The sequence below is a fragment of the Nocardia bovistercoris genome, assembly GCF_015674855.1.
GTDB classification, from domain to species: domain Bacteria; phylum Actinomycetota; class Actinomycetes; order Mycobacteriales; family Mycobacteriaceae; genus Nocardia; species Nocardia bovistercoris.
The window spans coordinates 735,457-749,319 of record NZ_JADMLG010000002.1 but is presented as its reverse complement, the minus strand read 5'-3'; the positions used below and the strand labels follow the sequence as shown (position 1 = coordinate 749,319).

Below are 13,863 nucleotides of genomic sequence, written 5' to 3'. Positions count from 1 at the left end.
GTGCGCGGGGATCGAGGCGCACGCGCGGGACTGTCCAGGGGCATGGCAGCAGTCGCCGGAGGCGCAATCCGCCAGGGGCAGTAGCAGACCGAGGCAAGGGGCGGGACGTATGTGGTATCTGATCGACGCGGCGGAACCGGATCGAGCCATTCGGCAGGTGCCGGAGGAGGGGATGGCGCGCGAGCGGTCCCTGCACCGGCTGGTGCGGCCGAGTTCGCTGTCCGGCGTGGTGAGTTCGGTGGTGAGCCAGGCCATCGACGCGAACGACCGTTGTGTCCGTGAGGTTCTCGTGCGCGGCGACCCGCACACGGTCCTCGCCGAGCCGGTGCCGGGGCCGGAGGGCAAGCCGCTCGCGGTCCGGCTGTGGGTCGGACAGCATCGGCGCGAGGATCCGCCCGCCATCGACGTGTTCGTCTGGGACGGTGCGCGGTGGACGGTGCTGAGTCACGGTGCGGGCGGCGCGGTGCTGCCCGCGGGGCATCCGAAGCTGCACGGCGCGTGGTTGCTGTCCAGGATCCTCGAGTGCGAGGAGCGTGACCGGCTGATGGCCGCGGTCCTCGATGTGCGGCCGGGCGTCGAATGGCAGGGCACCATGCGGGTGCTCACCGCCGACGATCGCAGCGCGCGGGTCTTCGGGTTCCTCCGCTATCACGCTCCCGACACGATGCGCGGTCTGCTGTTGCAGGTCGGGCCGACGCTCGAGCCCGGCCTGATCGCGCCGACCTATCATCGCGACGCCGCCGCCGCGCTGCTCAGCAGCACCACGGCGCTGATCGATATCCAGACGATGCGGATCATCGAGTGGCTGACGCCGCCGCTGCCCGATATCGCCTGGCGCCACCACCCGGCTACGCGCGACGTCGACCCGCCGGGTGCGGAGGACTGCACGGTGGCCACCGCGGATCTGGTGCATCCCGACGATCAGGCGGATTACCTGCACGCCCTGTCCGAACTCGCGCGGTACCGGGTGGAGACGGCGCGTCTGGTGGTGCGGCTGCGGACGCTGGAACGCGGCTGGCGTCCGGTCGAGTTGTCCTGCATCCGGCTGCCGAGGGGCGGGCCGCGATTCCTGACCTGTCTCATTCGTCCGGTCGCCGCCGCACCGAATACGTAAGCCTCCTTGACGGGCATCCGTCCAGTTCAGCTCGCCCGGCACAGCGCGCCGCGCGACGGATGTGTGATCGTTGACAACGGGCCGTGTTGATAGCATGGCCTTTCTAGCCGACCGGATGCGGGCGCCGCCCCCGGATGCACCTCGAAAGAGCCAATTCATGCAGTTTGAAATCATCGAGCGGAACGAGACATGGGTTGCCGGGCTCCCGGTGCGCAGCCCGAAACGTGCGCTCGGTGAACTGCGTGACCACGACCTCGAGGCCGCGTGGGCCGCGGTGCTGCACCAGGAGCTCGGTGGGCCGCTGGCCAGCGCGTACACCGACTACAGCGGTGAACTCGGCACCTATCACACGCAGATCGTCGGCTATCAGTGCGCGGGTTTCGACGAGGTCACGCGCGGTCATCTGGTGGCGCGTTTACGGCCCGGCGCTTATGCGCGATTCTCCTCGGTGGGTAACTTTCCGCAGGTGATGACCGACCTGTGGACACAGATCGCCTATGCCGAGGAACACAAGCAGATCAAACGAACCTATACCGGTGATTTCGAGTGCTATCCGCACGCGTACAAGATCGATCTCTACCTGGCGGTGGAAGCGTGATGACCGACCCGATACGGGTGGGCGACGCGACGACGTCGGATGCGGGTGAGGCACGGACATGAGTTATGCGATCGTCGTTCGCAACGAAGCGATCTACGGCGGATTGGTCGTCCCGAGGGTGCGGCCGAGTTTCAAGGTGAGCAACAGCGATCTGATCGAGTTCCTCAAGGACCGGCTGCGTGATCGGCCGGGTTCGGAGGACCCGCTGTACACCGTCTATGTCCCCGATCCGGCGGGCAATTACAACGCGATGGTGTGTTACGAGTACGCGACGCCGCCGGAGGTGCCGGTGGGCGATCTGCTCGTGCGGGTGCCGAAGGGGGTATATGCCCGGTTCGCGCCGAACGGTGACTACCACGATCCGGTCGAGGACGTGTGGGCACAGGTGGACGACGCGACCGCATCGGCCGAGATAACCCGCGCGTACCGCGAGGAGATCGAGATCTGGCGCGGTGTGGATTCGGTGGAACTCTTCATCTCGATCCTCGTTTGATTGCCACTCGATAGCCGTTTAGGTACCAACTGGTCTCGATGCTGTCTCGCTACGATGAAATAAAGGTCTTGAACTGTGATGATTCGGACCTTACCGTAATGTTTTCGGGGAATTAGCGGGACGCCTGGAGAATTCCGGTTGTATGGCGGATACTGCGTTTGGCGACGGCGTCGGACGGTTCGGCCGTTCGACGCGGAATCGCCGATCGAAGCAGGACAACCGTGCGCGCGTGCGGAGCTACGGAGTGGGAAACCGATGACTGTCGAAGCGATTGCGGTCGTTCCGGGAGATTTTCACGGCGGGGGAATTCCGCGGTCGCGGGTCGAACGATGCCACTCCGGTGGTGAACGGCCTGAAGTCGAGTGCGCGCAGCGCGTCGACGGCCCTGTCTGGGACGCCGGCTTCGAGCGGGTCGATCCGGCCGATCCGGCCGATGTCGTGTCGACGGCAGTGCGGCGCGCGCGAACGGGCGGCGAGGTGCGGGCGCGGCGGTCGCGTGCCGAATCCGATTCGATCACTGCGGAACTCGCGCCCGAGCGGGCCGCGGCGATGGATGTGAGTCGACGCGGCGGTGCGGTCGCGCTCGCGGCCGCGGTTCGCGACGCCGGGGCTGCGACGGCTGCTCATGGTTTGCCGGCGGCGGTCCGAATCCGGGAATCCGACGGGGCGATTTCGCTCTTCGCGGCGCCGCGTCTCGTCGCGGGCGCGACGGCGGCAGGGTCGGCGCCGGTGGACCGCGTGGGGCTCGGGATCGTGCGACGCGCCGAGGTGATCGCTCGGTTGCGATCGCGGGACAGTGGCGTTGGCCTCGACTCATTCAAAAGAGACCTAATGGTCTTCTCTGTCGCTCGCATTGCCGTCGCCTTCGGGTCCGAGCTGGCACGCGCCTGCTGCGCTCGGGTGGTAGCGCCGGTGCGGCGGGTGCGGATCGGTGCGCGGCGACCCGGACCGGCGGTGCGGTCCAGCCCGTCGATACACCTCCGCGCGCAAAGTTCTGGCGAACTGGCTGAGATTTCCCCCGGCCACGCGGATACACTAGCGTCACTTCAGAGCCGTTTCCCGGACCTCCTGGAAGTGCCAAGGCATGAGACCATGGCATTGGTTCTGCGCCTGAGCTACGCGGCCGCTGCCACGGTGCGGAGCAGGCGGCGTCCGGTGCCGGGCGTTGACACCCGTAGCTAGCGCGATCGGAGAAAAGGTGCCTCGGCGGACACTCGACTCACTGGTGACCCAGGTCGCCTCCGAGCTGATGGGTGTCGATGCCACGACCATGGTGGCGGCGACCGAACGCGTACTCGCGCAACTGGTCGAATACTTCGACGTCGACTTCAGCTATGTCCGGCACACCGATCGCGATCGCCGGGCCACCGTGCTGATCGCGGAATGGCCGCGCCGCAGCCACGTGCCCGATCCCGATCCGCTCGGCGTCATCTACTTCGAGAACGCCGACACCGTGTTCCAGCAGATCGAATATTCGCTCGAGCCGCTGGTGGCGCGCCCGACTCCGGAATTCGCCGACTACCAGGAGACGGTGGAACGCGGGTCGGGCGTCGGGCAGGTGACCTCGGCGGCGGTGCCGTTGCTCTCGCGCGGCGAGTCCACCGGTGTGCTCGGCTTCGTCAAGGAGGGCGACCGCGAGTGGAGCACTCGCGAGCTCAACGTCCTCAAGGCCATCGCGGCGCTGTTCTCGCAGCTGCAGGCCCGCGTGGTCGCCGAGGAGCGGCTGCGCTACATCGCACTGCACGACGACCTGACCGGCCTTGCCAACCGCCGCGCGCTGCTCGAGCACATGGAGGAACGTCTGCAGGCGGGCGCCCCCGGCCCGGTGGCGGCCTTCTTCCTCGACCTCGACCGGCTCAAGGCGCTCAACGACTTCCTCGGACACACCGCGGGCGACAACTTCATCAGGACGCTGTCGTCGCGGCTGCGCGAACACCTCGACCCCAACGACATGATCGCCCGCCTCGGCGGCGACGAATTCGTGATCGTGCCCGCCAAGCCGATGGACGCGGTCGCCGCCGAATACGAGGCCACCCGCATCCAGCAGTTGATCGGCAGGCGGGTGACCGTCGGCGGTGAATCGGTGAGCCGAGGGGCGAGCGTCGGGGTCGCGGTGGGCATACCGGGCGAGACCACCGTCGCCGACGTGCTGCGCCGCGCCGATCACGCGCTGCTCTCGGCCAAATCCGGCGGCGGCAACGGGGTGGCCGTGTTCACCGACGCCATGCGCGCGCAATTCGAGTTGCAGGACGATGTCGAACTGAACCTGCGCGGCGCGGTGTCCGACGGTTCGCTGCTGCTGCACTACCAGCCCGAGGTCGACCTGCGCACGGGCCGGATCGTGGCGTTGGAGGCGCTGGTCCGCTGGATGCATCCCACCCGAGGGCTGCTGCCGCCCGCGGCCTTCGTCAGCGTCGCCGAAGCCACCAACCTGGCGGGTGAACTCGGGCGCTGGGTGATCCGCTCGGCGTGCGCCCAGTTCGCCGAGTGGCGGCGGCGCGGCCTCGCGGGCAATGTGGTGATGCGCATCAACGTCTCGCCGGTACAGCTGGTCAGCCTGGATTTCGTGGAACGCATCGAGGACATCCTGCGACTGTTCGGCATCGACGGCAGTTCGGTGTGCCTGGAGATCACCGAACACGTCGTGGTCCAGGATCTGGCGCGCACCCAGGTCACGTTGCGTGGGCTCAAGCGCATGGGCGTGCAGATCGCCATCGACGATTTCGGCACCGGCTACAGCTCGCTGTCGCACCTGAAGGCGCTGCCGGTCGACGCGGTGAAGATCGACCGCGGTTTCGTGCAGCGGCTCGGGGCGAGCACCGACGATCTGGCGATCGTGAAATCCATCATCAGCCTGGCCGGATCCTTCGGTCTCGGAGTGGTCGGCGAAGGCGTCGAGACCGCCGTGGCCGCGCGCACGCTGGTCGGGCTCGGCTGCTACCGCGCGCAGGGCTTCCTCATCGCGCGGCCGATGCCCGCCGACAACGTGGAAGAGCATCTCGCGCTCGGAAGAATTCCGCTCGACCTGGATCTGCCGAGGGTCGGGCGGGCCCAGTCCGCGCGCTGACCGGGATTTCTTCGCCGTTCATCCCGTTCTTTCACTGCTGTTCACGTCCCGTTGAGGGCTAGGGACCCGGCGGTAACCTGATCCGCTGCACGATCGGCGGGGTGCGCATCGTGCAGCTTGCGAACTTCTACGGTCCGCGGTCCGGTGGTCTACGCACCGCTCTGCATCACCTCGGCGAGGGCTACGCGGCGGCGGGGCACGAGGTGGTGCTGATCGTGCCGGGGCCGCGCCGCGACGAGCAGGTGCTGCCGACCGGTGCGGTGCGAATCACACTGCCCGCCCTCGCGATCCCGTGGACCGGCGGTTACCGCGCGGCCGATCCGCGCCGGGTCGCCGATGTTCTCGCCGGTCTGCGACCGGATGTCCTCGAAGTCTCCGACCGGCTCACGCTGCGCGGATTCGGACGCTGGGCGCGCCGCCGCGACGTGGCCTCGCTGATGATCTCGCACGAGCGGCTCGATCGGCTGCTCGGGCAGGTCATGCCGAGGTCGGCGGCCAGGCGCTGCGCCGACGTGGCCAATCGCCGGACCGCGGCCGACTACGACATCGTCGTCTGCACCACCGAATTCGCGCGGGCGGAGTTCTCGCGCATCGGGGCGCCGAATGTGGAGCTGGTCCCGCTCGGCGTCGACCTCGACCTGTTCAGCCCGCGCCGTCGCGACGACCGGCTGCGCGCCGATCTCGGGTCGCCCGGTGATCCGCTGCTCGTGCACTGCGGGCGGCTTTCGGTGGAGAAGCGGGTCGACCGCAGCATCGAGGCGATCGGGGAGCTGCGCAAGGCGGGCGTGCGTGCGCGGCTGGTGGTCGCGGGCGACGGTCCGCGCCGCGACGCGCTGGAACGCCGGGCGCGTTCGCTGCCGAATCTGCCGGACGGCAGCGCGGCGGTGCATTTCACCGGATTCATCACCGATCGCACCATGGTCGCGAAACTGCTTGCCACGGCCGATGTCTCGCTGGCGCCCGGACCGCACGAGACCTTCGGGCTCGCCGCGCTGGAGGCGCTGGCCGCGGGCACGCCGGTGGTGGCGAGCCGGTCCTCGGCGCTGGTCGACATCGTGACCGAGGAATGCGGCGCGGTCGCCGCCGACCACCCGTCGGCCTTCGCGCACGCCGTCACCGACGTACTGGCCAGGCCCGCCGCGCACCGCCGCCGGGCCGCGCGCACCCGCGCCGAACAGTTCACCTGGACCCGCGCGGTCGCTGGCATGCTCGACGTGATGGGCCGGTAGCGCGTCGCACGGTCGCGCGCGGCGAGTACGCTGCGGTGACGATTCGGCCGAGCGGAGATGGGGATCGCGGTGGGCGTTGGACGCAGGACGGTGCGCGGGGCGAAAACCCTGGTGACCGGTGCGGCGAGCGGTATCGGACGGGCGACGGCGCTGGCCGCGGCCGAATCCGGCGCGCTGCTCGTGCTCACCGATATCGACGCCGACGGACTCGAGAAGACGGCCTCCGATATCCGTGCCGCGGGAGGTTCGGTTCTCTGCGCGCGCGCCTTCGACATCACCGATCACGAGGCGGTCGCCGGGTTCGCCGCCGAGGTGCACGCCGAGCACGAGGCGCTGGATATCGTGATGAATGTCGCGGGCACCTCGACCTGGGGCACCGTCGAGAATCTCGAGCACCGCCACTGGCGGAAGATGGTCGAGGTCAATCTGATGGGGCCGATCCATGTGATCGAGAGTTTCGTGCCGCCCATGGTGCGTGCCGGACGCGGCGGCGCGCTGGTCAACGTGTCCTCGGCGGCCGGATTGCTGGCACTGCCGTGGCACGCGGCCTACAGCGCGGCAAAGTTCGGGATCAGGGGCGTCTCCGAGGTGCTGCGGTTCGATCTGCGCCCGCACGGCATTTCGGTGCACCTGGTCGCGCCGGGCGCGGTGGACACGCCGCTGGTGCACAGTTTCGATCTCGTCGGCGTGGACAAGCAGGATCCGAGGGTGCGCCGGATCACCACCGCGTTCACCCGGCACGCGGTCGCGCCGGAACGGGTGGCTTCGGCCATTCTGCGCGGCGTCGAACGGAATCGGTTCATCGTCTACAGTTCGTTCGATATTCGATTCGGCTATTGGTGGGCCCGGAAATTCGCCTTCCCCTACGAATTCCTCATGCGACGGTTGAGCGAAAGGTTCAGCAGGCTGCTGGTTTCGAAGGGCAGTTGAGGTGGGTGTCCAGGACGCGCGCGCCGGGGCCTTCGGTGCCGAGGCGGTCGTATTCGTTGACGAGTTTGCAGCTGCCGAGTGACAGGCAGCCGCAGCCGATACAGCCGGTGAGGTTGTCGCGCAGGCGAATCAGCTGGTTGATGCGGTCGTCGAGGTCGCCGCGCCATGTGGTGGACAGCGTTTCCCAGTCGCGTCTGGTCGGTGTTCGCCCTTCGGGGAGTTTGTCCAATGCCGCGCGAATCTCGCTGAGCGGTATGCCGACCCGCTGCGAGATTCTGATGAAGGCGACCCGGCGCAAGGTCTCGCGCGTATAGCGGCGTTGATTTCCGCTGGTGCGGCGGCTGGTGATGAGGCCTTCGCGTTCGTAGAAGTGCAACGCGGAAACGGCCACTCCGCTACGCTCGGAAAGTTGACCGGGGGTCAGTTCCTTCGCTCGCCAATCGGCATTCGACATGCACGCTCCTCCATTCACCTCAACAATACTTCAGGTTGTCCGGCACGCGGGTGGGAATCGGACACCAGCATTGGGGGCGTGGATTTCCGTACTCGAGGGCCCTCGGCGAACTACGGTCGGGGTCATGGGAGCAGACACTGGTTCCGGGGGGAACGGCGCGCATCCGACCGACGACCGGTCCGGTGGCGTGGACACACGCCTCGGAGTCACCTCGGAGGTAGCGACCTTACGCGCGGTCCTGCTACACCGCCCCGGCGCCGAACTGCGCCGACTGACCCCGCGCAACAACGATCAGCTGCTCTTCGACGGCATCCCGTGGGTGGAACGCGCCCAGCAGGAACACGACATCTTCGCGGGCGTGCTGCGCGAACGCGGCGTCGAGGTCATGCTGCTCGCCGACCTGCTCACCGAGACGCTCGCGGTCAGCGGCGCCGCGCGCGTCCAGGGCATCTCCGGCGCCGTCGACGCGCGCAGGCTCGGCCACCACCTCGCCGACGAACTCGCCGCCTACCTGCGCGGCACGCCCGCGCCCGAACTCGCCGACATCCTGATGGCAGGCATGACCTTCGACGAACTGCCGTTCGCCCCCGACGCGGCGTCGCTGGTGCGGCGCATGCACCAGGGCGGCGACTTCGTCGTGGACCCGCTGCCGAATCTGCTGTTCACCAGGGATTCCTCGTTCTGGATCGGGCCGCGAGTGGCGATCACCTCACTCGCGTTGCCCGCCCGCATGCGTGAGACCTCGCTCACCGACCTGATCTACGCCTTCCATCCGCGCTTCCTCGGGGTGCGCCGCGCCTACGAATCCCATACCGCGCCCATCGAGGGCGGTGACGTGCTGCTGCTCGCGCCCGGCGTGGTCGCGGTCGGCGTCGGTGAGCGCACCTCGCCCGCGGGCGCGGAAGCGCTCGCGCGCAGCCTGTTCGACGACGAACTCGCCCACACCGTCCTGGTCGTGCCGATCGCGCAGAGTCGCGCCACCATGCACCTGGACACCGTGTGCACCATGGTCGACACCGATGCTGTTGTCATGTACTCCGCGATGCGTGACACGTTGAGCGCGTTCACCATTCGCCGCGAGGACGACTACAGTGGGCGGCACGGCTCCGGTGGGGTGAGCATGCGCGGGCCCGAACCGTTCCTGCCCGCCGCCGCCGAGGCCATGGGCATCGGGAAACTGCGGGTCATCGACACCGGCCTGGACGGGGTCACCGCCGAACGCGAACAGTGGGACGACGGCAACAACACCCTGGCATTGGCGCCCGGTGTGGTCGTTGCCTACGAACGCAACGAGATGACCAACGCGCGACTGCGCGACGCGGGTATCGAAGTGCTGCCCATCCCCGGATCCGAATTGGGTTCGGGCCGAGGCGGACCGCGCTGCCTGTCCTGCCCACTCGCCCGCGACGACACGTGAGCGCCATGTTCCCGGTGACGATCGACCACGATTCCCCGGTGCCGCCGTACGAGCAGTTGCGGCAGGCCATCATCGCCATGGTGCGCGCGGGTCGGTTGACCGCGGGCACCAAGATCCCCACGGTGCGCGCGCTGGCCGCCGACCTCGGCCTCGCCCCGAACACGGTGGCGCGCGCCTACCGCGAACTGGAAGCCGACGGTGTACTGGAGACCAGGGGCAGGCAGGGTTCGTTCATCGCCTCCTCCGGTGACCCGACCACGGACGCGGCCGGTCGCGCGGCCACGGAGTACGTCGCCGCGATCCGGCGGCTCGGACTCGACGACGCGACCGCGCTGCGCTTCGTGCGCTCGGCGCTGGAGGCGCGCTGAGTTCCGGTGGTGGTGTCCGTGTCGTTTCGAGCGGGCAGCGCTGAAGTGGGCAGCGTCCGGGTCAGCGGTGCTGTGGTTGGCGGCGTCCGCATGGCCGCCGAGGACGTGGCCGTGATGCTGCGGTTCGGGCTCGATGACGCGACCGCGCTGCGCTTCGTGCGCTCGGCGCTGGAGGCGCGCTGAGTTTCGGTGGGCAGCGTGCGGGTCGGCGGCGCTCCGGTGAGCGGTGCTCTGGCGGGCGGCGTTCGAGGTTCAGCGCCAACTGGGCAGCCACAGGTGGTTCTGCCAGGTCGAGACGCTGATGGGCAATGCGGTGAGAATCGGCCACAGCCAGGCGAAGTTGACCACGACGACGCCCAGGTAGAGGCAGACGACCAGCAGGTTGAGGCTTCGGCGCTCGCTGGGCGGCCCATCCAGGAAGGCGTCGTCCTCGTGCCGTCTTCGGAAATCGGTGCCTTGGCCGAGTATGTCGCCGAGTACCAGCGCGACGCCCATCACCAGGAACGGGGCGAGCGGGACCGCGTAGAAGTAGTACATCTGCCGGTCAAGGGTGAGGAACCAGGGCAGCAGGCCCGCCGCGTAACCGGTGAGCACCGCGGCATAACGCCAGTCGCGCCTGGTCACGACGCGCCACAGCATCCACGCGAGCACCGGAAGCGCGATCCACCAGATCGCTGGCGTGCCGACCAGCAGCACCGCCTTCACGCACTGGGACTCCCCGCAGCCGCGCACGCCGCCGTCGGCGTAGTAGTAGAGCATCGGCCGCAGCCCCATCGGCCACGTCCACGGCTTGGACTCCCACGGGTGGTGATTGCCCGCGGAATTGGTGAGCTCGGTGTGGAATTCCATCGAACGCGCGCTGTAGTACCAGAGTGAGCGCAGCGCGTCGGGGACGAGATGCGACCAGAATCCGCCGGTGCCGATCGGGTCCTCGGGGGCCGACGGATTGCCCGCCATGTACCGATACACGCCGGTCTCACTGGCGAACCAGGCCCAGTAGCTCGCGAGATAGACCACGACCGGGATCACGATCAACGCGTACAGCGCGGGACCCACATCGCGCACGATCGTGCCGGTCCACGGCCGTCGCACCCCGTACGCGCGGCGCGTCGACACGTCGAAGAACACGCTGAGCAGGCCGAACGCGACCACGAAATAGATGCCGGACCATTTGGTGCCGCAGGTGAGACCGAGTAGGACGCCCGCGCCGAAACGCCACCAGCGCACCCCGAACCGCGGCCCCCACGCGGTGACCCCCGTGCGGCCCTCGAGATCGACGCGCGCCATACGCTCCCGCATCTCGTCGCGGTCGACGATCAGGCAGCCGAACGCGGCGGTGACGAACAACGCCATGAAGATGTCGAGCATGCCGATGCGCGAGGAGACGAAGGTGAGCCCGTCCGCGATGAGCAGGATGCCCGCGATCGCGCCGATCAGGGTGGACCGCGCCATCCGCCGCACGATGCGGATCACCAGCAGCACGAGCACCGTGCCCGCGAGCGCCGCCGTGAAACGCCAACCCCAGCCGTTGTAGCCGAACAGTGCCTCGCCGATCGCGATCATCTGCTTGCCGACCGGCGGATGCACCACCAGCCCGAACCCCGGGTTGTCCTCGACACCGCCGCCGGTCACCATCTGCCACGCCTGCGGCGCGTAGTGCTTCTCGTCGAAAACGGGCGTGCGCGCTTCGGTGGGGTAGTTGAGTCGCATGAACCGCGTCACCGCGGCGATCAGGGTCAGAAATCCGGTGACCAGCCAACCGCGCATGGTGTCGAGGGGGCCGAAATCGGCGGACGGGCGCGTAGGCGCCGGACTCGACCACGCGGGTTTCGACCAGGATGGCACGGACCCGAACGGTGCGGTCGCGCGTGGGGTCACCTGGGTCACGCTCCGATCGTATGCGTTCGCGCGCCGTCGGTCGCACAGCGGTGAGCCGCCTGTGAGTGCGGCGGTGAGCCGCCCGCGGGGGAAGCGATGGGCTGCTCGCGAGGGTAGCGATGGGTTGGGTGTGTACACAGTGGTCGGCCGTACGTCATTGCGGCGATGGACCGCTCGTAGGTGTAGTGGTTGGCTGCTCGTGAGTACAACGGGGGCCTGCTCATATACACCGTGGAGGGTTGCTTGTGGGTGCGGTGGCTGCTCGTCGGCACGGTGGTTGGCTGCTCGTGAGTGCGATGGTCGGCTGCTCGCGAGGGTAGAGCGAAGCGATGGGTTGGGTGTGTGCGCAGTGGTCGGCCGCTCGTCATTGCGGCGACGGGCTGCTTGGTAGGTACGGCACGAGGCGCTCATGGCGCAGCGGCTGCGCGTCGGGTGTAGCAGTGGACCGTCGACGAGCACGGCGGTGGGCCGCGCGACTGCTTGCGGCGCGCAACTAGGCTGCACAGCGGGTTCGGTGAGCGGCCGGGCCGAATCCACTACGGATGGGAGTGCGGTGGCGCGGGAGGCGGATCGGGAGGTGCGTGGGCGGCTGGTGCTCGCGGCGACTCCGATGGGGGATGTCGGTGACGCCTCTCAGCGGTTGCGCGACGCGTTGGGGCGCGCTGAGGTCGTCGCCGCTGAGGACACCCGCCGCACGCGGGCGCTCGCCAAGGCGCTCGGGGTGGAGATCTCCGGTCGGGTGGTGAGCTTCTACGACCATGTCGAGGCCGCGCGCATTCCGGTGCTGCTCGAGGAGATCGAGGCCGGGCATACCGTGCTGTTGGTCACCGACGCGGGCATGCCGTCGGTGAGTGATCCCGGTTACCGGATGGTGGCGGCCTGTGTCGAACGCGAGCTGCCGGTCACCTGTTTGCCCGGCCCGTCCGCGGTGACCACGGCGCTGGCGCTGTCGGCGCTACCTGTGGAACGGTTCTGCTTCGACGGGTTCGCGCCGCGTAAATCGGGGCAGCGTCGCACCTGGCTCGCCGGGTTGGCGAACGAACAGCGCGCGTGTGTGTTCTTCGAGGCGCCGCACCGGCTGGCGGACTGCCTGGCCGACGCGGTCGCGGTGCTCGGTCCCGATCGGCGGGCCGCGGTGTGCCGCGAACTGACCAAGACCTACGAGGAGGTCGTGCGCGGCAGCCTGGGCGAACTCGCGGCGTGGGCGGTGGACGGCGCGCGCGGCGAGATCACCGTGGTGCTCGCGGGGGCCGAACCTGCTTCGGCGGATCCGGCGGATCTGGTCGACGCGGTGGAGCTGCGCACCGCCGAGGGCATGCGGCTCAAGGACGCGTGCGGTGAGGTCGCGGCCGAGGCGGGCGTGTCCCGGCGCGAACTGTACGACGCCGTGCTCGCCGCACGCGCGGTGGAGTAGATCGGTGAGCACCGATGGCGGGGTGCGTGTACTCGCTGCCGGTGCGGTCGAGGTAGGTCGATGAACATCGGCGCCGCGGTGTATGTACTCGCCGCCCGCGCGGATGCGTAGGCGACCGCCGGGTAGGGAATGATCGGGATATGACCTCTTTGGAGCACAAGGCCAAGGCACTTCTCGAACTCCACCGTCCGGGCGATCCGGCCGTCCTGCCAACGGTCTGGGACGCGTGGTCGGCGAATCTCGCGGTGTCGGCGGGCTTTTCGGGCCTGACGATGGGCAGTCACCCGGTCGCGGACTCGGTGGGGCGCGCCGACGGCGAAGGCATGACCTTCCTGGAACTGCTGACCAGGGTGAAGCAGGTCACCGAGGCGGTGCAGGCGCCGGTGTCCGTCGACATCGAATCCGGATACGGCCTGGAACCGGCGCAGCTCATCGAGGGGCTGCTCGATGCGGGCGCGGTCGGCCTGAATATCGAGGACACCGTGCACAGCGAGGGCAAGCGTCTGCGCACACCGGAGGAGCACGCCGATTTCGTGCGCGGGCTGCGCGAATTCGCCGATGCCGCCGGGGTGCACGTGGTCGTCAATGCCCGCACCGACCTGTTCCTGCGTCAGGACGGCGACGAATCCGACCGCGTCGACCGCGCCATCGCCCGGCTGAAGCTGGCCGCGGCCGCGGGCGCCGACGTGCTGTACCCGGTCGGCAGGCACGAGGACGCGGATATGCGTCGCTTGACCTCCGAACTGCCGCTGCCGGTCAACGCGATCGGCCTGCCCGGTCTCTCGGACAAGGCGACGCTGGCCGCGCAGGGTGTGGCGCGGGTCAGCTTCGGGCCCTACCTCCAGTTCGCGCTGGCCGAGGAGGCCAACCGCCTGCTCGATCGCTGGAAGTAACAAGGGCG

14 protein-coding genes are annotated in these 13,863 nt (G+C 68.7%); 12 read left to right on the top strand and 2 right to left on the bottom strand.

Features of this window, described 5'->3' with window-relative positions; translation table 11 throughout:
* Nucleotides 1-109 precede the first annotated feature (109 nt).
* The 7 genes from IT779_RS07465 to IT779_RS07435 all read left to right on the top strand — a co-directional run bounded on the left by IT779_RS07465 (nucleotide 110) and on the right by IT779_RS07435 (nucleotide 7,431).
* A complete protein-coding gene (locus tag IT779_RS07465; protein WP_196148393.1) occupies nucleotides 110-1,114 on the top strand; it encodes a GAF domain-containing protein in 1,005 nt (334 codons plus the stop codon).
* A 157-nt stretch (nucleotides 1,115-1,271) separates the two neighbouring features.
* Nucleotides 1,272-1,712, top strand: a complete 441-nt coding sequence (locus IT779_RS07460; protein ID WP_196148576.1) for a GyrI-like domain-containing protein — start codon at nucleotides 1,272-1,274, stop codon at nucleotides 1,710-1,712.
* Nucleotides 1,713-1,770: 58 nt separating this feature from the next.
* On the top strand, nucleotides 1,771-2,205 hold the full coding sequence (locus tag IT779_RS07455; protein WP_196148392.1) for a GyrI-like domain-containing protein: 435 nt from the start codon (nucleotides 1,771-1,773) through the stop codon (nucleotides 2,203-2,205).
* 255 nt (nucleotides 2,206-2,460) lie between these two features.
* A complete protein-coding gene (locus IT779_RS07450) occupies nucleotides 2,461-3,387 on the top strand; it encodes a nitroreductase family protein (RefSeq protein ID WP_196148391.1) in 927 nt (308 codons plus the stop codon).
* Between the two features lie 67 nt (nucleotides 3,388-3,454).
* The gene (locus IT779_RS07445; RefSeq protein WP_196148575.1) at nucleotides 3,455-5,272 is read left to right on the top strand and encodes a putative bifunctional diguanylate cyclase/phosphodiesterase; all 1,818 of its coding nucleotides are present in this window, start codon (nucleotides 3,455-3,457) and stop codon (nucleotides 5,270-5,272) included.
* A gap of 101 nt (nucleotides 5,273-5,373) precedes the next feature.
* Nucleotides 5,374-6,501 carry a glycosyltransferase gene (locus IT779_RS07440; protein WP_196148390.1) on the top strand — a complete coding sequence of 376 codons (1,128 nt, stop codon included), beginning with the start codon at nucleotides 5,374-5,376 and terminating at the stop codon, nucleotides 6,499-6,501.
* 57 nt (nucleotides 6,502-6,558) lie between these two features.
* Complete coding sequence (locus IT779_RS07435; protein WP_196148389.1) at nucleotides 6,559-7,431, top strand: SDR family oxidoreductase; 873 nt, start codon at nucleotides 6,559-6,561, stop codon at nucleotides 7,429-7,431.
* On the opposite strand, the gene soxR is transcribed toward IT779_RS07435, so the two are convergent.
* Entirely contained in the window at nucleotides 7,400-7,885 is a 486-nt protein-coding gene (soxR, locus tag IT779_RS07430; protein ID WP_196148388.1) for a redox-sensitive transcriptional activator SoxR, read from the bottom strand. The genes IT779_RS07435 and soxR overlap by 32 nt on opposite strands.
* Nucleotides 7,886-8,009: 124 nt before the next feature.
* Here soxR and IT779_RS07425 point away from each other — a divergent pair, with 124 nt between their 5' ends.
* From IT779_RS07425 to IT779_RS07415, 3 genes are read left to right on the top strand one after another with little or no spacing between them, the layout of a single operon-like run.
* Nucleotides 8,010-9,302 carry an arginine deiminase gene (locus tag IT779_RS07425; RefSeq protein ID WP_232541477.1) on the top strand — a complete coding sequence of 431 codons (1,293 nt, stop codon included), beginning with the start codon at nucleotides 8,010-8,012 and terminating at the stop codon, nucleotides 9,300-9,302.
* A 5-nt stretch (nucleotides 9,303-9,307) separates the two neighbouring features.
* Entirely contained in the window at nucleotides 9,308-9,670 is a 363-nt protein-coding gene (locus tag IT779_RS07420; protein ID WP_196148387.1) for a GntR family transcriptional regulator, read from the top strand.
* An 18-nt stretch (nucleotides 9,671-9,688) separates the two neighbouring features.
* Complete coding sequence (locus IT779_RS07415) at nucleotides 9,689-9,853, top strand: hypothetical protein (protein WP_196148386.1); 165 nt, start codon at nucleotides 9,689-9,691, stop codon at nucleotides 9,851-9,853.
* A gap of 69 nt (nucleotides 9,854-9,922) precedes the next feature.
* Here IT779_RS07415 and IT779_RS07410 read toward each other — a convergent pair whose 3' ends face one another.
* Entirely contained in the window at nucleotides 9,923-11,437 is a 1,515-nt protein-coding gene (locus IT779_RS07410) for a dolichyl-phosphate-mannose--protein mannosyltransferase (protein WP_196148573.1), read from the bottom strand.
* A gap of 688 nt (nucleotides 11,438-12,125) precedes the next feature.
* Between IT779_RS07410 and rsmI the strand changes: the two genes are divergently transcribed.
* Complete coding sequence (gene rsmI, locus IT779_RS07405) at nucleotides 12,126-12,962, top strand: 16S rRNA (cytidine(1402)-2'-O)-methyltransferase (protein ID WP_196148572.1); 837 nt, start codon at nucleotides 12,126-12,128, stop codon at nucleotides 12,960-12,962.
* 140 nt (nucleotides 12,963-13,102) lie between these two features.
* Nucleotides 13,103-13,855 (top strand): isocitrate lyase/PEP mutase family protein, encoded by a 753-nt coding sequence (locus IT779_RS07400; RefSeq protein ID WP_196148385.1) that lies wholly within the window; start codon nucleotides 13,103-13,105, stop codon nucleotides 13,853-13,855.
* The last annotated feature ends 8 nt before the right edge of the window (nucleotides 13,856-13,863 follow it).

What these genes read in the sequence shown, in the direction of transcription:
- IT779_RS07465 (WP_196148393.1), top strand. Translation starts at nt 110, where the DNA reads ATGTGGTATCTGATCGACGCGGCGGAACCGGATCGAGCCATTCGGCAG.
- IT779_RS07460 (WP_196148576.1), top strand. Translation starts at nt 1,272, where the DNA reads ATGCAGTTTGAAATCATCGAGCGGAACGAGACATGGGTTGCCGGGCTC.
- IT779_RS07455 (WP_196148392.1), top strand. Translation starts at nt 1,771, where the DNA reads ATGAGTTATGCGATCGTCGTTCGCAACGAAGCGATCTACGGCGGATTG.
- IT779_RS07450 (WP_196148391.1), top strand. Translation starts at nt 2,461, where the DNA reads ATGACTGTCGAAGCGATTGCGGTCGTTCCGGGAGATTTTCACGGCGGG.
- IT779_RS07445 (WP_196148575.1), top strand. Translation starts at nt 3,455, where the DNA reads ATGGGTGTCGATGCCACGACCATGGTGGCGGCGACCGAACGCGTACTC.
- IT779_RS07435 (WP_196148389.1), top strand. Translation starts at nt 6,559, where the DNA reads ATGGGGATCGCGGTGGGCGTTGGACGCAGGACGGTGCGCGGGGCGAAA.
- soxR (WP_196148388.1), bottom strand. Translation starts at nt 7,885, where the DNA reads ATGTCGAATGCCGATTGGCGAGCGAAGGAACTGACCCCCGGTCAACTT.
- IT779_RS07425 (WP_232541477.1), top strand. Translation starts at nt 8,010, where the DNA reads ATGGGAGCAGACACTGGTTCCGGGGGGAACGGCGCGCATCCGACCGAC.
- IT779_RS07420 (WP_196148387.1), top strand. Translation starts at nt 9,308, where the DNA reads ATGTTCCCGGTGACGATCGACCACGATTCCCCGGTGCCGCCGTACGAG.
- IT779_RS07410 (WP_196148573.1), bottom strand. Translation starts at nt 11,437, where the DNA reads ATGCGCGGTTGGCTGGTCACCGGATTTCTGACCCTGATCGCCGCGGTG.
- IT779_RS07400 (WP_196148385.1), top strand. Translation starts at nt 13,103, where the DNA reads ATGACCTCTTTGGAGCACAAGGCCAAGGCACTTCTCGAACTCCACCGT.